The 20,889-nt window shown below is 41.0% G+C and carries 17 protein-coding genes; 5 read left to right on the forward strand and 12 right to left on the reverse strand.

Annotation, left to right across the window (positions count from 1 at the left end; genetic code table 11):
• The first annotated feature begins 376 nt into the window (after positions 1–376).
• Positions 377–2,989, forward strand: a complete 2,613-nt coding sequence (adhE, locus tag Q4533_RS04920; protein WP_102435513.1) for a bifunctional acetaldehyde-CoA/alcohol dehydrogenase — start codon at positions 377–379, stop codon at positions 2,987–2,989.
• Positions 2,990–3,153: 164 nt separating this feature from the next.
• On the opposite strand, the gene Q4533_RS04925 is transcribed toward adhE, so the two are convergent.
• Genes Q4533_RS04925 through rimK form a run of 4 tightly spaced genes read right to left on the reverse strand, consistent with a single transcriptional unit; the run spans position 3,154 to position 6,435 of the window.
• Positions 3,154–4,011 carry a mechanosensitive ion channel family protein gene (locus Q4533_RS04925; protein ID WP_303502137.1) on the reverse strand — a complete coding sequence of 286 codons (858 nt, stop codon included), beginning with the start codon at positions 4,009–4,011 and terminating at the stop codon, positions 3,154–3,156.
• Positions 4,012–4,056: 45 nt separating this feature from the next.
• Positions 4,057–4,482 carry a RimK/LysX family protein gene (locus Q4533_RS04930; RefSeq protein ID WP_303502140.1) on the reverse strand — a complete coding sequence of 142 codons (426 nt, stop codon included), beginning with the start codon at positions 4,480–4,482 and terminating at the stop codon, positions 4,057–4,059.
• Positions 4,483–4,493: 11 nt separating this feature from the next.
• Positions 4,494–5,516 (reverse strand): succinylglutamate desuccinylase/aspartoacylase family protein, encoded by a 1,023-nt coding sequence (locus tag Q4533_RS04935; protein WP_303502142.1) that lies wholly within the window; start codon positions 5,514–5,516, stop codon positions 4,494–4,496.
• Between the two features lie 13 nt (positions 5,517–5,529).
• A complete protein-coding gene (gene rimK, locus Q4533_RS04940; RefSeq protein ID WP_303446777.1) occupies positions 5,530–6,435 on the reverse strand; it encodes a 30S ribosomal protein S6--L-glutamate ligase in 906 nt (301 codons plus the stop codon).
• Between the two features lie 138 nt (positions 6,436–6,573).
• Between rimK and Q4533_RS04945 the strand changes: the two genes are divergently transcribed.
• Both Q4533_RS04945 and Q4533_RS04950 read left to right on the forward strand, forming a co-directional pair.
• The gene (locus Q4533_RS04945) at positions 6,574–7,422 is read left to right on the forward strand and encodes a LysR family transcriptional regulator (RefSeq protein WP_303502144.1); all 849 of its coding nucleotides are present in this window, start codon (positions 6,574–6,576) and stop codon (positions 7,420–7,422) included.
• 83 nt (positions 7,423–7,505) lie between these two features.
• Positions 7,506–8,102 (forward strand): DUF1569 domain-containing protein, encoded by a 597-nt coding sequence (locus Q4533_RS04950; RefSeq protein ID WP_102476741.1) that lies wholly within the window; start codon positions 7,506–7,508, stop codon positions 8,100–8,102.
• A 41-nt stretch (positions 8,103–8,143) separates the two neighbouring features.
• Here the strand turns inward: Q4533_RS04950 and Q4533_RS04955 are convergent, their stop codons facing one another.
• The 6 genes from Q4533_RS04955 to zwf all read right to left on the reverse strand — a co-directional run bounded on the left by Q4533_RS04955 (position 8,144) and on the right by zwf (position 14,776).
• A complete protein-coding gene (locus Q4533_RS04955; RefSeq protein ID WP_303461513.1) occupies positions 8,144–9,247 on the reverse strand; it encodes a hypothetical protein in 1,104 nt (367 codons plus the stop codon).
• Between the two features lie 4 nt (positions 9,248–9,251).
• The gene (locus tag Q4533_RS04960; protein ID WP_102531119.1) at positions 9,252–9,959 is read right to left on the reverse strand and encodes a class I SAM-dependent methyltransferase; all 708 of its coding nucleotides are present in this window, start codon (positions 9,957–9,959) and stop codon (positions 9,252–9,254) included.
• A gap of 137 nt (positions 9,960–10,096) precedes the next feature.
• Positions 10,097–10,738: a bifunctional 4-hydroxy-2-oxoglutarate aldolase/2-dehydro-3-deoxy-phosphogluconate aldolase gene (locus tag Q4533_RS04965; RefSeq protein WP_303502147.1), complete on the reverse strand. Its 642-nt coding sequence runs from the start codon at positions 10,736–10,738 to the stop codon at positions 10,097–10,099.
• A 19-nt stretch (positions 10,739–10,757) separates the two neighbouring features.
• Positions 10,758–12,584, reverse strand: a complete 1,827-nt coding sequence (gene edd, locus Q4533_RS04970) for a phosphogluconate dehydratase (protein ID WP_303502148.1) — start codon at positions 12,582–12,584, stop codon at positions 10,758–10,760.
• 11 nt (positions 12,585–12,595) lie between these two features.
• Positions 12,596–13,294 (reverse strand): 6-phosphogluconolactonase, encoded by a 699-nt coding sequence (gene pgl, locus Q4533_RS04975; protein WP_102531116.1) that lies wholly within the window; start codon positions 13,292–13,294, stop codon positions 12,596–12,598.
• Between the two features lie 9 nt (positions 13,295–13,303).
• Positions 13,304–14,776 (reverse strand): glucose-6-phosphate dehydrogenase, encoded by a 1,473-nt coding sequence (zwf, locus tag Q4533_RS04980; RefSeq protein ID WP_102435536.1) that lies wholly within the window; start codon positions 14,774–14,776, stop codon positions 13,304–13,306.
• A 330-nt stretch (positions 14,777–15,106) separates the two neighbouring features.
• Here zwf and Q4533_RS04985 point away from each other — a divergent pair, with 330 nt between their 5' ends.
• Positions 15,107–15,961 carry a MurR/RpiR family transcriptional regulator gene (locus Q4533_RS04985; RefSeq protein ID WP_102435538.1) on the forward strand — a complete coding sequence of 285 codons (855 nt, stop codon included), beginning with the start codon at positions 15,107–15,109 and terminating at the stop codon, positions 15,959–15,961.
• Positions 15,962–16,170: 209 nt separating this feature from the next.
• Entirely contained in the window at positions 16,171–17,610 is a 1,440-nt protein-coding gene (gene pyk, locus Q4533_RS04990; protein ID WP_102435540.1) for a pyruvate kinase, read from the forward strand.
• Between the two features lie 205 nt (positions 17,611–17,815).
• Here the strand turns inward: pyk and Q4533_RS04995 are convergent, their stop codons facing one another.
• Together Q4533_RS04995 and Q4533_RS05000 are read right to left on the reverse strand one after the other, a co-directional pair.
• Positions 17,816–20,092 (reverse strand): acyl-CoA dehydrogenase, encoded by a 2,277-nt coding sequence (locus tag Q4533_RS04995; protein ID WP_303502149.1) that lies wholly within the window; start codon positions 20,090–20,092, stop codon positions 17,816–17,818.
• 12 nt (positions 20,093–20,104) lie between these two features.
• Positions 20,105–20,746, reverse strand: a complete 642-nt coding sequence (locus Q4533_RS05000) for a TetR/AcrR family transcriptional regulator (protein WP_076541009.1) — start codon at positions 20,744–20,746, stop codon at positions 20,105–20,107.
• Between the last annotated feature and the right edge of the window lie 143 nt (positions 20,747–20,889).

Consider the following 20,889-nt stretch of genomic DNA (forward strand, 5'->3'; position numbering starts at 1 on the left):
GAGATGAGACCCCTATGTTAGTGGCTTTGATTAGCGTTAAGCATCTAAAGTCACTAACACTGTAATAAAACTTCAATTTACTTCCAGCCAAAGCACACTCAGTTAGCTTAAATTTTTATGCTATTAATTCAAAGGTAAAACACTCTTAGTGAATTAACCGCCAGCTTTGCTGGCATGATAATAATCACTTAACTAAGCCTTTTTGTGTAATTAAATTACCATTAGTAGTGATTTGTGCTGTGGATCACGACATATATACCGCTAAAGGAGTAATTTTATCACGTAGACGCTAATAATTTGCCAAGGTCACAGCTATAACAGCTGCTAAGAGTTGTTAACTAAAACGCTTTAGTTAACAATTTTTGAGGACGTAATGATGACTGTCAACAACACCGAACAACTTGAGCTACTGGTAGAGCGAGTCGCTAAAGCGCAGAAAGAATATGCCAATTTCAGCCAAGAACAAGTCGACAATATATTCAGAGCAGCAGCGCTTGCCGCCACAGATTCTCGTATTAAACTTGCTAAAATGGCAGCAACTGAAACCAACATGGGTTTATTAGAAGACAAAGTCATTAAAAATCACTTTGCATCTGAATATATATACAACAAATATAAAGACGATAAAACCTGCGGTATCATCGCTGAAGACATCACTTTTGGCACCATCACCATTGCCGAACCTGTAGGGATAATTTGCGGCATAGTGCCCACAACTAACCCTACCTCAACTGCCATTTTCAAAGCGCTGATTAGCCTTAAAACCCGTAACGGTATTATATTCTCGCCACATCCAAGAGCCAAGCAATCCACCACGACTGCAGCACGTATTGTTTTAGATGCCGCCGTTGCCGCTGGTGCACCCAAAGACATTATCGGCTGGATTGACGAACCTTCAGTGGCGCTGTCTAACCAACTTATGACACACGATAGCATCAACCTTATCCTCGCAACTGGCGGCCCCGGTATGGTTAAAGCTGCATACTCATCGGGTAAACCTGCCATTGGGGTTGGTGCGGGTAATACCCCAATCGTGATTGATGAAACCGCTGATATAAAACGCGCAGTAAGCTCAATCCTTATGTCAAAAACCTTCGATTACGGCGTCGTGTGCGCCTCAGAGCAAGCCATCATCGTGGTAGACAGTATTTATGAGCAAGTTAAACAACGCTTTGAAACTCATGGCGGTTACCTGTTATCCGATTCAGAGACCGCTGCCATGCAAGAGGTTATTCTTAAAAATGGTGGGTTAAATGCTGACATCGTTGGTCAAAGTGCCCCAACCATTGCCAACATGGCAGGAATTACTGTCCCAAGCTGGACTAAGGTATTAATTGGTGAGGTGACGGATATCAATGAAGCTGAAGCCTTTGCCCATGAAAAGTTATCACCACTTTTAGGTATGTACCGCGCCACTGATTTTAATGATGCCATGGACAAAGCTGAAGCATTAGTGACATTAGGCGGCATTGGTCATACCTCAGGGTTATACACTGACCAAGATGGCCAAGTAGAAAGAGTTAAAGCCTTTGGTTTTAGGATGAAAACTGCGCGGATATTAATAAACACTCCAGCATCACAAGGAGGTATTGGCGATTTATATAACTTTAAATTAGCGCCATCACTGACTTTGGGCTGTGGTTCATGGGGCGGTAACTCAATATCTGAAAACGTTGGCCCAAGCCATTTAATTAATAAGAAAACTGTCGCTAAAAGGGCTGAAAATATGTTGTGGCACAAACTACCCTCTTCAATTTATTTCCGCCGAGGCAGTTTACCCATTGCATTAGAAGAGCTATCAACTAAAAAACGCGCCTTAATTGTCACTGACAAGTTTCTGTTTAATAACGGCTATTGCGATGAAACCATTAAAATCTTAAAAGCTCAGGGGCTTGAAACAGAAGTATTCTATGACGTTGAAGCGGATCCTACTTTAGCCATTGTGAAACAAGGCGCTAAAGTTGCTCAAAGTTTCCAACCTGATGTCATCATAGCATTAGGTGGTGGTTCGCCTATGGATGCGGCTAAAATAATTTGGGTATTGTATGAACATCCTGACGTTGATTTTGCTGACTTAGCTTTGCGTTTTATGGATATTCGCAAACGTATTTATAAGTTCCCCAAATTAGGTGTTAAAGCGCAAATGGTGGCAATACCGACCACCTCTGGCACAGGCTCAGAAGTGACCCCGTTTGCCGTGGTAACCGATGAAGTGAGCGGCATGAAATACCCTATTGCTGATTATCAACTCACTCCTAACATGGCAATTGTCGACCCCAATTTAGTAATGGATATGCCAAAGTCATTAACCGCTTTTGGTGGCATTGACGCTGTAACTCACGCATTAGAAGCTTATGTTAGCGTGATGGCAAATGAATTTAGTGACGGTCAGGCCTTACAAGCACTGGAATTATTATGTGAGCATTTACCGGCAGCTTATGAACTGGGCGCTAAAGCCCCCATAGCCAGAGAAAAAGTCCATAACGGCGCCACTATCGCAGGTATTGCCTTTGCTAATGCTTTTTTAGGCATTTGCCACTCAATGGCCCATAAGCTCGGTGCTGAGTTTCATTTAGCCCATGGGTTAGCAAACGCATTGTTAATCAGTAATGTTATTCGCTTTAACGCCACCGATATGCCGACCAAGCAAGCTTCTTTTAGTCAGTACGACCGCCCAAAAGCCTTATGTCGTTATGCAAAGATAGCTGAAACCCTAAAGCTTGAAGGTATTGACTCAAACACCACTGATAAAGACAAGGTAGCATTGCTAATAAGTAAAATAGAACAGTTAAAAACCGCAGTCGGTATTCCGACATCTATCAAGGAAGCTGGTGTTAATGAAGCCGATTTCTTAGCCAAATTGGATGAATTAGCCGAGCACGCTTTTGATGATCAATGTACTGGCGCCAATCCGCGCTTCCCGCTTATTAGTGAGTTAAAGCAGATATTATTAGATAGCTTTTATGGTAAGCCATATCAAGATAACTAATGGCTATGTTCTAGTTGCTACTTTTCGGCACTGGCTCTGGTACAAGTCTACACAAGCTAGAGTTATAAAAGAACTGGCTTGAACAGTAGCGATTAATTAACCGCTGATACAATATTGATTATCATCAAATGTATCAGCGGTATTTTTATTTAATAATTTACTGTTTACCTTTGCTTTATTAGTGTCAGTGAGCCATCCAGATGCACATCACGTTGTGGATATGCCACCACAATATTGTTTTGATCTAATAATTCATCCAGAGCAAAACGAATATTACTTCGCGTTACCCTTAACCCCCCTTCTACAGTGGAGTTAATCCAAAAGTTAACTTCAAATATTAGCGCGTTGTCACCAAAGTCTTCAAAACTCACCACAGGTTTAGGCTCAATTAATACCTCTTTTTGTGCGATAGTTGCTTCATATAGCAAATCTGCGACAACTCTTGCCTTAGTCCCATAAGCTACGCCAACCCGCACATTTGACCTGACTAAATTATCAACTAGTGTCCAATTCACCACAGTGTTTTCTAATAATGTGCTATTGGGGATCAACAAGTGAACGCCATCAACCCGTCTTATACGAGTCGAACGATTATTAATGGCTTCGACTATGCCTTTAGCACCTTCAACTTCAAGAAAATCACCAATTTTAATGGGGCGTTCCCACATTAATATCCAACCACTAATGAAGTTGTTAATAATGTTTTGCGCGCCAAAACCGATTGCAATGGCACCGGACAAAAATGCAAATGCGGTAATGGGCACATTAATTAAATCAAGCGAAGTAATTAATAATATTGCAATGGCGATGACATACAATATACGTTGCAACAGATGGATAATATTAGGGTCAGTCTTTTTAGACGTTAACCGCTTAGTGATCAGTTTTACTAGCAATTTAGTGATGAACAAACCGACAATTATGATCACCGGAATGATCAATAACCCACCTAAGGTAATTGGCTGTTGTGCAACAGTAAACACTGTCAAATTTAGCCATTGTTCAACTTGTACGAAATCCATTATTGCACCTCGTCGTTATTACTAAACCTGAATTCATATTTAGATTCAAGATCCTAAATATACCGCTGACGGATCCACTAAAAACCGTGAACCTAAAGCTTCACGACCAAATAGCATTAAATAACTCATGTCTGAGCGATCGGTAAGGGTAATTTCAATCGACCACTTTTGTTGCCCAAGAACTACTGGCGTTTTAATCACATAACGTTGCTCCGAGGTGCCATTAGATGACTTAATTTTACGGATATCACTAATAGGAGCATGGCAGCTTTTTACCGTATCAACATTATGTGAATCTGGGTGAATATCAAACGAGACACAATGCTCGCCATCTATCAGCACCTTTTTAATATTATCTACATGTAAAGACGAGGTTTTAGCCCCTGTATCCACACGTACTTGTAACTCGGTGATACCCAATTTAGGCAGCGCGATATACTCTAAGTTGCCAATAATCGTTTTATTTTTCATATCGAAACTCATTAGTTTACAGAATCTGGTAATAGTTGTTCTTGAACATTTTCAATGTGTTCAGCAATTTTTTCATCATTTTCGCTAAAGTAAGCAATATGAAACATGGCTTCACCTTCTTGCACTAGCGGTATGTTTTGTTTACCGATTAATATGCCAGAGCGTGATGCGATCACCGAGTCAATCACTTCGCCATAGGGGCTACCAATTTCAGCCAAAACTTGCCCTTTCGTAATTTGTTCACCTAAATTGGCAATGTTATGCACAATCCCACTGGCATTTGCACGTACCCACTGACTGCCATTGGCGATAAATGGGGCGCGCTTTTTCTTTCTTGTTGCAGATGTTTTTCTAATCATGCCTAAGTGCTGCAACACATTTAAGATGCCTTTCATGCCTGCACATATTGAAAACTCATCAAACCTCAGCGCTTCACCTGCCTCATACAAGAGGATTTTGGTTTCATTCTTAACTGCTGACTCCCTTAAAGAACCATCCACTAGGTTTGAATTTAAAATAACCGGCACGCCAAACACTTCGGCAAGTAATTTGGTTTCCTCATCATTCATATCCGCTCTAATTTGCGGAAAATTAGACCTGTGTATTGCACCAGTATGTAAATCAATACCGTAATCGCAATGGCTGACGATTTCATTAAGAAATATATGTGCCACCCGTCCAGCTAATGAGCCTTTGGCAGAGCCAGGGAAACAGCGATTCAAATCCCGTCTATCTGGCATGTAGCGGCTTTGATTCACCACCCCATAAACATTGACCATAGGTACAGCTATGAGGGTTCCTGAAATAATCTTAAATTTATTTTGTTTAATTAGCCTTCGTATAATTTCAATGCCATTTAATTCATCACCATGTACCGCCGCGCTGATAAATATTGTCGGCCCCGTTTTTTTGGCACGGATAATATGTACGGGTAAAGAAACATCAGCATCGGTATATAACTTTGCTACCGGCAGCTCTATTTTGCGTTGTTCACCGGGTAAAATGGTAAAATCGCCAATAATTAATTTTTCCATAATGAAGCCTTAATTAGCCTTTCCCACGTGTTTTGTTGTTATGGGGTTTAGCATTTTTTTCAATAAACTCAAACACCATAGCGGCAACATCTTTACCTGTGGCTTTTTCAATACCTTCAAGACCTGGCGATGAATTAACCTCCATAACCATAGGACCATTTTGTGAGCGCAGTAAATCAACACCGCACAAATTCAGTCCCATAATTTTGGCAGCATTGATTGCTGTTTCACGTTCTTCTTTAGATAACTTAACCACTTCAGCTGAGCCACCACGATGTAAGTTGGAACGAAACTCACCTTCGGCGCCTTGACGTTTCATTGCTGCGACCACTTTACCACCAACCACTAAACAACGAATATCGGCGCCGCCAGCCTCTTTAACAAACTCTTGTACCAAAATATTGGCTTTTAATCCCATAAAAGCTTCGATAATGGCTTCAGCAGCTTTGGCGGTATCAGCAAGAACCACCCCGATACCTTGAGTGCCTTCTAGTAGCTTAATCACAACAGGCGCGCCACCAACATTTTTAATTAAATCTTTAATGTTGTCAGGCTTATTAGCAAAACCGGTACGTGGTAGCCCAATGCCTTTACGGGATAATAATTGCAATGAACGTAATTTATCGCGTGAGCGGCTAATGGCGACAGATTCATTGATGTTAAATGTTCCCATCATCTCAAACTGCCTGGCCACTGCAGTACCGTAAAATGTTACCGACGCCCCAATACGCGGGATCACCGCATCATATACAGGTAACTCTTTACCATCGTAACGTAAGGTTGGCTTACTGCTGGTAATATCCATGTAGCAATGTAATGTATCAATAATATCAACCGTATGGCCCATGGCTTCACCTGCCTCTTTTAGACGACGAGTTGAATATAGCTTTGGGTTTCTTGATAGAATCGCGATCCTCATAAAATGTCCTTAATGTGGTTCTTTTGCTGCACAAAGGTGCTGTAATTCGCTGAGTGTATTAAGATATAGCTGATAAATAAAACGTTAAATTTTGATGTGTTTAATCAAAAAAATTAATCACAGCTTTTAAGGAGTTTGATGAAAATAGAATTATTAAAAACATTTTTAGAAGTCAGTCGTACACTACATTTTAGAGTCGCTGCCGAAAATTTGTTTATCACCCAGTCTGCTGTCAGTGCCAGAATCAAGCTTTTAGAAGAGGACTTGGGGGTGTTACTGTTTGATCGCAGTAAGAAACACCTCAAATTAACCCCTGAGGGTAACCGCTTAATTAAGCATGCCAATGAGCTGTTATTGATGTGGCAAAAAGCCAAGCAAGATGTGGGCATAGCTGACGGTGATAACCACCAACTGGCCATAGGTTCCATCATGTCCATTTGGGATATTGTACTTCAAGGCTGGCTAACTAAAATTCACCACAATATCGAAGGGATGAGTTTATTAACCAGTACCCTATCGCCCGTTGAATTAACAAAAAGTTTATTAAGCCGTGTGATAGATGTGGCTTTCTTATTTGAGCCACCTTACGTAGAAGGACTTGTCATCACCAAAGTCGCGACTGTGCCGTTATATCTTGTGAGCACCGAAGCAAACTCAGACAGTCAAATGTCAACATTAGCAAACTACATTATGGTGGACTACGGTGAGTCGATTAATAGTCAATTTCGCCGCAGCTTTCAAGACTCACCGCCAGCAAAACACTCGATGAACCAGCCAAGGGTTGCACTAAACTTTTTGTTGGATGTCGGTGGTTGTGCTTACCTGCCAAGACAAATGGCGTTTGAATACATTGAAAGTAATAGACTTTTTATTGTCGAAGATGCGCCGGTTTTTTCTCGAGAAATTTATGCAGTGTATTTAGAAAAAGGCCATAAAGTCGATATTATTGAACAAACGCTACAGCTATTTCCCTACCTTAAAACGTGATTTTAAATCAGTGAAACAGCAAGGCAAAATTAACAGCTGGCGTAATTTTAGTCTGCTACTCACAAAGCCCAACAAGGATAACCATGGACAGAAGAGCGTTTTTAACAGCTTTGGTAAAAGGCAGTGCCGTGGTTGGCGCTGGTGTGACAATTGCAGGTACAGTGACTTGGTTTAGCATCACCCCAGCACCTCGGCCATTGACTATAGATAATATATTATCTCAAATAGCGCAATTGCTTGCTGCAGCCGTCATTGGCAACAACCCAGAGCAAGCAGCAAAGGCTACTTTAAGCACGACATCAGCAGGTTGGGATTTAAACCAAATTTTTACTCATTGCGCCCAAAGTGTTGAGTATTCAATGACAGGTTATCCGCAGCAAAAAGCAGAGATTTTTAAACACACTATTGGGGCTAGCGCATTTGCTTTATTCAGTGCTAAAGGCAAGATGACTCATAACCTTGCAGAAGTTATACCTGGGGCACCTTTAATTTCAAAGCAGGCTGATTATTTGCTAGCCCTCAAAAGGTTGCAACAATCGCTCGTAGATTTTCAGCAATATAACGGTCATTTACAGCCCCACTTTGCTTATGGCAAGCTCAGTAAACAAGACTACGCCCTTGCCCATGTAATGCACTTTAATAATCATATGCAGCAAATACAGCTGCGCACGTTAAGCTGAAACTATATAAGGTCAATAACAGCCATTATATTGGCCTAGTGTCAGCAATTTGGTTTAACGAGACCTAGTGTTAGTTCACCAATAAGCGCATCTGGTTGATCGACTCCAATATATACACTATCAATACCTTTAATAGGCTCAACTAAGGTTAGTTTGACATTGGGAGCGCCAGAAAAGTTAAAGCGTTTTATCGTTTCAGCACGTCGAATGGCTAATTTGTTGGGTTCGACAGTTTTAATATTACTTAAATCAATGCTAAAGCTATTAAACACTCCGTAGCGAATATGTAATTTATTCTGAATTATGACGCTTGCTCCTGAGCCTGAATTTAAATCTGCGAGGCCAAGCTCAGCTTGAGTGTTTGGGTTGTAATTATCAGTGACTAATGAGGCTGCACAAGTCTCTATTGTGATCGGTCTGCGTGACATAGCACGGTATTCAGCAATAAAGAATACTAAACTCACCAAGGTTAATGCCGTTACCACATTAGCGCTGAACGCTGAAAACATAAAATGAACCAGTAAATGCATCAGCGGTATTTCAAACATTATCATCATTATAAATCCTAGTGCGTTAGACTGATTACCGTCTTTATGATGATAACTAAATTGTGAATCACCGTGATATGTTGACGGTTTGATTAAATGGCCACACAAAAAGAAGCTCCAAACTCTGGCTTCAAAAATCATGATATCGGCTACCAAGTTATTACCAAATAAAGCACTAATTGGCTGCTTAATTGCAATATCAGGATCAACTCCTGATTTAAGCGCCGTTTTTATGGCAAATATCACGCAGGTAATTGAAAATACCTCAATTAATACAAATACCGTCAGTAACAGGTAACGGATCTGAGTTAAATAAGGCCATAATATTTGTTGCTCTGAGGGAATAATATAACTGCCAAGCAGTATTAAAATAGCAAAATAACCGAGTGCCTTAACGAGTGCTAACTTGGTAGATTTGATACACAAAAAGCAAATTATGGGTAAAATGATAGCAGCGTCAATGAGTAACAACCAATCGAATTTTGCTGCGCCATAATCATTAATCCACATATCGTTTTGATAAAATAAAAACCAGGCAAACGATAGAACTAGCAGACTAATAAAAGGGATTTTGGAAGCTAATGGCCATGTTCGCATTCGATCACTCCTTAATTAACACTGTTTTCTTAGCAAATAAAAACCTATCAGTGGCCATCTTCTGACCATCGACGATATGATCTTGGGTAAAGCTGGTGACAATTTCAAAATCATATTGGCAGAGCAAAGACGCTATAAATTCAGGTTGATAAAAATACATATGTAGCTTGTCACCTTCAGCAGACTCTTGCACACATGATTGACTGTAATCAGCTTGCATAAAGCCAATATAGATCAACGCTTGTGGTGTCGATATCTTGGCTAAAGATTCAATAAAAGGCGCTATATCAGTTTTTGCAAGATACGGCAGACAAAATGAGCACAGCAGTACATTAAATCTATTATTTGTTGCCGCAATCTGGCGAATATCGTTAACCTCAAATGTCGCTGCGGGGTTTTGCTGCTTGGCAATCGTTATCATCGCCGTAGATAAATCTATTCCACTGATATTTATCGGGACATTTCGTTGCTGAGCTAATGCTTGTTGCAAATACAAACTGGCGTTACCTGGTCCGCAACCGATATCGTATACAGAAATACCCGTTTCTGTTTTAAATGCCGATTTAGAACTAGATTCAATGTTGAATTGAGTGTCTATTAACGCAGCAAAACGATTAAGACTATCAGCATATAAGGCACAATCCATGTATTTTTGCTGATATTTATCAGCTGCTTTGTCAAATACGTTTACCGTTTGCTGGTACTTGTCCATTTAAAGAAGTGTCCATTTTTATAATGTTAATTCACCAGTATTAATTTATACACTATAAAATTGATGATCGGACTTATTTTAAAAACAAAAAAACCACTCGAAAGTGGCTTTTATTAATCGTTAGTTAAACGCTCGGTTTATAAAGCGCCGATGGCATCTTTACATAGCTGGGTAATCCGACCCCAATCTTCTTGTTCCATTGCATCAGTAGGCGCGATCCAGCTACCACCAATACAATCAACATTAGCTAATGCTAAGTAATTTTTATAACTTGTCGGCGTAATACCGCCTGTTGGACAAAAACGAATATTCGCCAATGGACCAGAGAAGGCTTTCAGTGCATTAACGCCGCCAGACGCTTCAGCTGGGAAGAATTTAAAATGGGTATAACCCAACTCCATTCCCGTCATAACTTCTGAGATACTCGCAACACCTGGAATTAACGGCACATTACCACGCTTAGCTGCTTTTAACAGGTCAACGGTAGCACCTGGCGTAATAATAAATTGTGAACCCGCATCTACAGCTTGTTGCAGTTGCAATTCATTTAAAATAGTACCTGCCCCCACTAACGCCTCTGGGACTTCTTTAGCAATCAATGCAATGGCTTCTAAAGCACATTCTGTGCGTAAAGTGACTTCTAAAACACTGATGCCGCCCGCTACTAATGCTTTAGCTAACGGTACTGCATGCTCAATTTTATCGATAACCATTACAGGAACAATCGGGCTGCGTTTAAAAATATCTTGTGGCTGTAACGTCCAGTTATTCTCAAGCATTCGAGTATCTTCCTTTTAATTAATAAATTTCGTCAATGGCACTGGTACTACGAGCGCCTGTTTCTGGGCTGCTTAAACTATTTCGTAAAGCACCGAATAATTCACGGCCCATTCCATAACTTGAGTGATGTAGATCTACTTTCCCTGCTACACGTGCAGTTAAAGTGGCTTCATCCACCAGTAAACTTAGCTCGCCGGTATCAGCGTTGACGCGAATGATGTCGCCATCTTCAACCTTAGCAATAATGCCGCCATCTAATGCTTCTGGCGTTAAGTGAATCGCAGCAGGCACTTTACCTGACGCACCCGACATACGACCATCAGTCACAAGCGCAACCTTAAAACCCTTATCTTGTAAGGTGCCTAAATATGGTGTGAGTTTATGTAACTCTGGCATACCGTTAGCTTTCGGGCCTTGGCCTTTTACCACCACAACACAATCTCGGTCTAAACCACCGGCTTGGAAAATAGCATCAAGCTTGTTTTGGTCATCAATAACAACCGCTGGGCCTTCAACAATTCTGTTAGCTGCAGGCACTGCTGATACTTTGATCACCGAACGACCAAGGTTACCTTTGAGTAATTTTAAACCACCATTGCTTTGGAACGGTGTATCGATGTGGGTTAACACTTCTTTGTCTAAACTTTCTGTTGGCCCATCAACCCAGGTCAGCTTGCCGTCAAGAATGCGCGGCTCTTGGGTATATTTACGTAAACCAAAGCCCGCTACAGTGTTGACATCTTCATGGATAAGACCTGCATCTAACAGCTCTTTTACTAGAAATGCCATGCCGCCTGCGGCGTGGAAATGGTTAATATCAGCATGACCGTTTGGATAAACCTTTGCCAATAATGGTACGCAATCAGATAAATCTGAAAAGTCATCCCAGTTTACAATGATGCCAGCGGCGCGCGCTGCAGCAACAATGTGCATAGTCAGGTTGGTAGAACCACCTGTTGCAAGGATGCCTACAATGCCATTAACCACTGATTTTTCATTTACAATCTCACCGATTGGGGTGTATTGGGTGCCCATTTCGGTTAAACGACACACTTGTTTAGCTGCCATTGCGGTTAGTTCATCACGTAGTGGATCATCAGGATTCACAAACGAAGAACCAGGAAGCTGTAGCCCCATCATTTCAAGCATTAACTGATTAGAGTTAGCAGTACCGTAGAAAGTACAAGTACCCGCACTGTGATAAGAGCTTGATTCAGCTTCTAACAATGCAGCTCTATCAACTTTACCTTGTGCAAATTGTTGACGTACACGGGCTTTTTCTTTGTTTGGAATACCAGATTTCATTGGGCCTGCTGGCACAAACATCATTGGTAAATGACCAAAACTTAACGCGCCAATCAATAAACCCGGAACAATCTTGTCGCAAATACCTAATAATAAGGCACCGTCAAACATGTTGTGAGATAAACCCACCGCCGTTGACATTGCAATCACTTCACGACTCAGTAAGCTAAGCTCCATGCCAGGTTGGCCTTGGGTCACACCGTCACACATCGCCGGAACACCCGCAGCAACTTGAGCAACGCTGCCGACTTCTTGGCAGGCTTTTTTAATGAAGTTTGGATAATCTTCATATGGCTGATGGGCAGATAACATGTCATTAAATGCCGTCACAATACCGATATTCGCTTTGGTTAATTGACGTAAAGAATCTTTATCATCTGGCTTACAGGCCGCAAAACCATGGGCTAAGTTGCCACAGCTTAATGCACTACGATGTACGCCTTTGGCACGAGCATCGTTTAATGCTTCGAGATATTTTTTACGTGAATCTTGGCTACGAGCGATAATTCGATCGGTAACAGCTTGAACTACTGAGTGCATGGTTAACTCCTTTACGCGCTATAAAACACATCAACGGGCGTTTTACGCTGCGCTAATACGGCTCTAATTGGCATTGCATTCACATCGTCGCTTTCCAAAGCTTGGCGATATACGGATAGTTTTGACTCACCTACTAAATGCAGATAAATCTGGCGACTGTTTAAAATGGCACCTTTAGATAAGGTAATACGTGCATGTGGAGCAGTCGTTGGATTAACGGCTGCGCAAAGTAAATCAGTCGTAAAAGCGTTTTCTAATTCTTTACTGCAAGGGAACCACGAACAAGTGTGGCCATCTGTACCCATGCCTAATACCACAACATCAAATGGTTTAGGGAAGTTAGCCAGAGACTCAATCGTCATGTCACAGCCCTTTTCAGGGCTATCAAACATATTCTTTAAACCACGGAATTTGGCACTTGCTGCGCGATTTTGTAATAAATGTGCTCTTACTAAGCGCTCGTTAGAATCTGCAGCTTCTGCATCTACCCAACGTTCATCGGCAAGTGTGATATAAACATCACTCCAGTCGATCGCTTTATTGCTTAGTAATTGAAATAATTTAAGCGGTGTCGAGCCACCTGAAACAACAAGGCTTGCTTTACCACGGCTATCAACCGCATCCTGCAACTGACTGGCAATTTTGTCAGCTAATTTGGTTTCGAGATCCGCTGGGGTTGCAAATGCTTTAAATACAGATTCTTTAATCATAATATTTCCTTACTCGTCCCAAGAACGACCATCTTTAGTGATTAAAGCAACTGAAGCCACAGGGCCCCATGTACCTGCTGGATATGGCTTAGGCTTCTCGCCGCCATTTTCCCAAGAGTTGATGATGCCATCGACCCAAGTCCAGGCTTGCTCAACTTCATCACGGCGCACGAACAGTGCTTGATTACCTAACATGGCTTCAAGTAATAAACGTTCGTACGCGTCGGCAATGCGTTCGTTTTTAAAGGTATCGGTGAAACTTAAATCAAGTTTGGTGGTTTGAATGCGTTGCTTTTCTTCCAGACCTGGGACTTTATTCATCATTTGAATTTCAACACCTTCATGGGGTTGCAAACGAATAGTCAACTTGTTTGGTGGTAAGTTACGCATGGTGTCACGATATAAATTATGCGGCGGGTTTTTGAAGTAAACCACAATCTCACTGCTCTTAAACGGCATACGTTTGCCACTACGTAAGTAGAACGGCACGCCAGCCCAGCGCCAATTATCAATATCAACGCGAAGCGCTACAAAGGTTTCAGTGTTAGATTTAACATTGGCGCCCTCTTCTTCTAAATAACCAGGAACAGGTGAGCCTTTTAAATAACCACTAGAATATTGGCCACGAACCGTGTTTTCAAACACGTTGTTTGGGGTAATTGGACGCAATGACTTAAGTACTTTTACTTTTTCATCACGAATGCTATCAGCATCTAAATTTACTGGCGGGTCCATTGCCACAAGCGTCAGCACTTGCAGTAAATGGTTTTGGATCATGTCACGCATTTGACCTGCAGTATCAAAGTATCCCCAACGACCTTCAATACCGACTTCTTCAGCTACGGTGATTTGTACATGATCAATCGTGCGGTTATCCCACTTAGAAGCAAACAATGAATTCGCAAAGCGCAGGGCAATGAGATTTTGAACGGTTTCTTTACCTAAATAGTGGTCAATTCGGTAAACTTGATTTTCATTGAAGAATTCAGAAACTTTGTCATTAATGACTTTTGATGACGCAAGGCAAGTGCCAATTGGCTTTTCAAGCACGATACGGGTGTCGGAATGAATAAGGTTTTGCTCATTAAGACAACGACAGATTTCACCAAAGATTGACGGAGGCGTGGCGAAATAGCTGACCATTACACGCTTAGTTGGCTCTAAAAGACCATGGAAAGCTTTGTAGCCTTCAGAATCGGTAAAATTAGTACCGATATAATGACAACGAGCAATAAAGCGAGCGAGGGTCTCTTCACATAACTCGTCCTTTACAAAAGTGTTTAATGCTTTATTGACAAGTTCAATGAACTCTTCTTGAGTAAAGGCATCTTTAGCGACACCAATAACTTTGGTGTCTTTATCTAATAGATTCGCTTTATCAAGCTGATAGAGAGAAGGTAACAACTTACGGCGTGCTAAATCGCCTTTGGTGCCAAAAAGTACAAAGTCGCAAGCCTTGGCGCCTATTGATGAGTTACTCATTGCTTAAAATACTCCTTTATTATGCGTGTTCACAGTCAAACCATTTTTAGTTGCCAGTGAATAAAAGCACACTTTTGTTGTAATATAACAACAGAATTAAATTTGTGCATTATAATTTTACAATTATTGATATTGGTTACATCTAGCCTTTTTCACACAAAACCTGATAGTATTTTGGTTGTTAAATTACTTTACTATCATAGATTAGTTACAAAAAATAAAACAAAACGGCTTATAATCGTTTTTAGAGGTATGAAAATTACTTCATTTCCACCTAAATTGTAATTTATGATATAAAATTACATCATCCATTTTAGCGGACAATTACTTATGAATACCCTTGAGAAGGTGCAAAAAAGCCTTACACAATTTAGTAAGTCAGAGCGAAAAGTTGCAGAGGTCATTCTCTCTTCTCCGCAAACGGCGATTCACTCTAGTATTGCAACGCTTGCCAAAATGGCTGACGTCAGCGAACCCACTGTGAACCGTTTTTGTCGCAGACTTGATACTAAGGGCTTCCCTGATTTTAAGTTACATTTGGCCCAAAGTCTTGCTAACGGTACACCTTATGTAAGCCGCCATGTTGAAGAAGATGATTCTCCTGAATCCTATACAACAAAAATCTTCGAATCTTCAATGGCATCCCTTGATACTGCCCGTCAAAGCCTTGATGTGGTTGCAGTCAATAAAGCCGTAGATATTTTAACGCAAGCTAAAACAATATCGTTTTTTGGCCTGGGAGCATCCTCATCAGTTGCTCACGATGCGCAAAATAAGTTCTTCCGTTTTAACGTACCGGTCATTTGTTTTGATGATGTATTAATGCAACGTATGAGCTGTATTGGCTGCGATGAAGGTGATGTTGTGGTGCTTATATCCCACACTGGCCGTACTAAATCATTAATCGAAATAGCCCGAATTGCCCGTGAAAATGGCGCTGCGGTGATTGGGATTACTGCTCGTAACTCGCCACTGTCTCACGAATGTACGTTGCCGGTGACCATGGAAGTGCCAGAAGATACTGACATGTATTTACCTATGGCTTCACGTTTAGCACAGCTGGTTACTATTGATGTGTTAGCCACAGGCTTTACCTTGAGAAGAGGCCCGCGTTTTCGCGATAATCTAAAACGTGTTAAAGAAGTATTGAAAGAATCTCGGATAAATAAAGATCTTACCATCTAATTATTACTAAATAATTACCTGTCCGAAAGGCCGAACAATATTACCTGTTCGGCCTTTTTTATTGAATTTATACGACTCAGTCACAGATATATATCTCAAAAACGATCTTTTTGTTCGTAACTTTCCTACATAATTCGAAAATCTCTGTTAATATAAGTCCATAATATTTAGTACCGAATTCTTTTTCTTTTAAATTAACGGAGTATCCTATGTTCCGCAGAACTAAAATCGTTACGACACTTGGACCTGCAACCGACCGCGATGATAACCTACGTAAAATCATTGCCGCTGGTGCAAATGTTGTACGTCTTAACTTCTCACACGGCTCACCAGAAGATCATCTTAAACGTGCTACTGACGCTCGCAATATTGCAAAAGAGTTAGGTGTTCACGTAGCTGTATTAGGTGATTTGCAAGGCCCCAAAATTCGTGTATCTACCTTTAAAGATAACAAAAAAATTCAGTTGAATTTAGGTGATACTTTCATTTTAGATGCAGATCTTGCTAAAGGTGAAGGTGACGAGAAACAAGTTGGTATCGATTATAAAGAATTGCCAAATGACGTTGTCATAGGTGACATTCTTATGCTTGATGACGGCCGTGTTCAGCTTAAAGTTGAATCTGTAGAAGGTCGTAAAGTTTTCACTAGTGTTACTGTTGCGGGTCCTTTATCTAATAATAAAGGCATCAACAAAAAAGGCGGCGGATTAACAGCCCCTGCACTAACTGAAAAAGACAAAGCAGATATTTTAACGGCTGCGCAAATTCAGGTTGATTACTTAGCCGTTTCTTTCCCACGTACTGGCGCTGATTTAGATTTAGCACGTAAGCTTGCTGAAGATGCGGGCAGTTTTGCACTTATTGTATCAAAAGTAGAACGTGCAGAAGCTGTTGGTACTGATGAAGCGATGGACGATGTCATTAAAGCATCTGACGCGGTAATGGTTGCACGTGGTGACTTAGGTGTTGAAATTGGCGATGCTGCATTGGTTGCAGTACAAAAGAAACTTATCCGTCGTTCACGTCAATTGAACAAAGTTGTGATTACTGCAACTCAAATGATGGAATCAATGATTTCAAGCCCTATGCCAACTCGTGCTGAAGTTATGGACGTAGCGAACGCCGTACTAGATGGCACTGACGCTGTGATGCTTTCAGCTGAAACTGCTGCCGGTGACTTCCCTGAAGAAACTGTGTTAGCAATGAGCAATGTTTGTGCTGGTGCAGAACAGCATCCATCAGTGATGTCTTCTAAGCATAGAATGAACGAAACATTCGATACTATTGAAGAAACCATTGCCCTTTCAACTATGTATGCTGCAAACCATTTAAAAGGTGTTAAAGCTATCATCAGCTTGACTGAATCAGGCGAAACTACCAAGTTAATGTCGCGCATCAGCTCTGCATTACCAATTTTCGCACTGTCTCGTCATCAAAAGACCTTAGCAAAATTAGCTTTATTCCGTGGTGTTATGCCAGTTCAGTTTGATTCTACAGCTTTCCCAGCTGATGCATTAGCATCAGAAGCGTTAAAAGCGGTTGCAGCTGCTGGTTACCTTAAATCAGGTGACATGGTATTAATGACTAAAGGCGATGCAATGGAAACTGTTGGTGGCACTAACACTTGTAAAGTACTTGTTGTTGCTTAATATGAGTTAATTGCTTCAAATAGCTAATAAAAAACCACCTGATTAGGTGGTTTTTTTATGTGCTAAATATGTGTGTTTTGATTTAGAAAATTGTGTGTCGTCATTATTTCAGGCTAACAGTACCCAAGGCATAAACATTACTTGTTTAACATTCAAACCTCAGGTAACGCTAGACCGTTACAGTCAAACGTCAGTTAACTTTCGATTATAGGCTTTCAAAATCATTGACATGAATCGCAGCTAAGCGCTTTTCATTGGCATCAAGTAGCTGCTCAAGCTCTGCTTGATTAATCACGTTATTGGCTAAAGCTTGGTTAAACAAGTCAACCATTGGCTGTTTCGCATCAAGAGTCCCCGCTTTTTGGGCTTTCTTAAGGCGAGAGTACAAACCTTTACAAGCATATTTAGCTGTAAATGCTTGCTCAACTTCAGCAATGCCGCTGCTATCTCCGTCAAAATCAGCACATAAGAAAGTTAACCTATCTCTTGCTGGCGAAGGTTGCATGAAACCATCTGCTAAGGTCGTTGCTTGTTTGTCAGTTGGCGCATTAAAGTGATTACCTAATGGAAATATGATCACTCTAAGCAATACGCTAACAAACTTATTTGGGAAGTTACGAATAGCCTCTTCCAATGCTTTAGCGGCAAGATGTAATCTTTCAGTCATGACATAATGCACTGCCGGTAAATCATCTTGTTGACGGCCATTATCTTCAAACAGCTTTAAGGTTGCTGATGCTAGGTATAATTGACTTAGCACATCGCCCATACGCGCTGAGATCATCTCTTTACGTTTTAAATCACCGCCCATGACCAACATAGCTAAATCAGTCATTATCGCTAAAGCTGCCGAGATACGGCTCATATCACGATAATATTGCTGAGTGGTACCACTAACTGGCGATGAATTGGTTTTACTGGCTGTTAATGCATTAAAGAAAGCCATGACACCATTTCGAATAGCATAAGTCATATGGCCCATTAATAATGAATCGAAACGGTTAATGGCTGCTTTTTGATCTTCCATCGCCGCAGTTTCCATTTCAGCCAATACATAAGGATGACAGCGTGTTGCCCCTTGACCAAAAATCATCAGCGAACGGGTCAAAATATTCGCCCCTTCAACAGTGATAGAAATAGGACTGGCCATATAAGCATGACCGAGATAGTTTTTCGACCCTAACTGAATACCTTTACCAGACTGAATATCCATCGCATCTTCTACCACATCTCGACCTAATTCAGTCATGTGATATTTAGCAATCGCGGTAACCACCGATGGTTTCACTTTTAAATCAATACCGGTGGTGGTTAAACATCTGGCCGCTTCTAATTGATAAGTGTTAGCGATAATACGCGCTAGCGCTTCTTGTACACCTTCAAATTTACCAATTGGCATACCGAACTGCTGTCTTACATAACTATAAGCTGTTGTGGTTTTAGTGGCCATATGACCCGATGCAGTTGCCAATGCTGGCAATGAAATACCACGGCCGGCAGATAAACACTCAACCAGCATTCTCCAGCCTTTACCCGCAAACTGAGGGCCGCCAATAATCCAATCCAGTGGAATGAATACATCTTCACCACTTGTGGTGCCGTTCATAAAGGCCATCATCAATGGATTATGACGACGACCAATTTCAACACCGGGATGATCGGTTGGAATTAACGCACAGGTAATACCAAGATTAACCGTATCACCTAATAAGCCCTCAGGGTCACGCATTTGAAATGCAAGACCAAGCACTGTAGCTACAGGTGCCAAGGTAATGTAACGTTTATCCCAAGTAAGACTTAAACCTAATACTTCTTCACCATTAAATTCGCGGCGACACACAATACCAGTATCAGGTATTGCACCAGCGTCTGATCCCGCCTCTGGGCCAGTTAACGCAAAACACGGTAGCTCATCACCATTAGCTAACGCAGGTAACCAACGCTGTTTTTGCTCTTCAGTACCATAATGAGTTAATAACTCACCAGGGCCTAAAGAGTTAGGAACCATAACCGTAACGGCCGCACTAATGCTGCGAGAGGCAATTTTACTGACAATGGTTGAGTTGGCGTAGGCAGAAAACTCTCTACCACCAAATTTAGTGGGAATAATTAATGCAAAAAAACCTTCTTTTTTGAAGTAATCCCATAACTCAGGTGGTAAGTCTTTGCGGTTGTGAACAATGTCATAATCATCAATCATACTCAGCGCTGTTTGCACTTGGTTATTGATAAAGTCTTGCTCAGCTGCTGTTAATTGGGGTTTACCGTAATTGTGAAGCGTGTTCCAGTTTGGATTTCCGCCAAACAATTCACCTTCCCACCACACATCACCCGCTTCCATCGCCTCTTTTTCAGTACTAGATAATGGCGGAAGTACTTTCTTAAAAAACGAAAAAACCGGACGCGTGATAAATCGCATCCTTAAATTACGCACACCAAATAACACAGCAAGTGCTATTAAAACCAGTATAACGACAGTCATGTTAATCCCTTATTACTTAGCTAAAATTGGCACTGAAACACCAGCGGCCATATATGGAATCACCTTACGAATGATTGCTTCAGTATCATTATGTTCACCATAATCAGCTTCTGCAATTTCGTTAAGTGCATCAGCTGAAGCCATGGTGAATACTATGGTCCCTAAGGTAAAGTGTAGTCGCCAAAACATTTCTGCAGGCGGAATATGCGGCGCACTTTCTGATACCGCTTTAACGAAAACTTTTAAATAATCACCATAATGCGTGGTGATAAACCACCTTAAATGGCCCTGACTTTCGATATAACCACGACCTAACAATTGCAGAAATATCGTTGTTCCCCCCTGCCTAACTTGGTTTAATTCCAATAATGGATTAATTAGAGATGAAAATATCTCATTCAAATTAGCTAGTTGTGGATTTTTAAATAATCTATCTATTTCAGCAGCTGCGCTTGGCATGAACACATCTAAATAGCGTGCTAATACAGCTCTAATCAGCTCTTTCTTTGAACCAAAATGATAATTAACTGAAGCTAAATTAACTTCGGCTTTGCTAGTAATTAGACGTAAAGATGTTTCTGAAAAGCCCCTCTCAGCGAAAAGTTTTTCAGCAGCATCTAATATTCTTGTTTTTGTATCTGTTCTGCCTGCCATTCCATGACCCAAATCAATTAAAACACTCGTTTAAATTAAACATTGAGCGCACAGTTGTCAATCTAATTTCTTGTAGCTATTACATCTCAACACAGTAACAGCAACCCTTTGTGCGCCAAGTTGCAACTAAAATGCAATATTTA

Source organism: Shewanella sp. 6_MG-2023 (assembly GCF_030547195.1).
GTDB lineage: Bacteria > Pseudomonadota > Gammaproteobacteria > Enterobacterales > Shewanellaceae > Shewanella.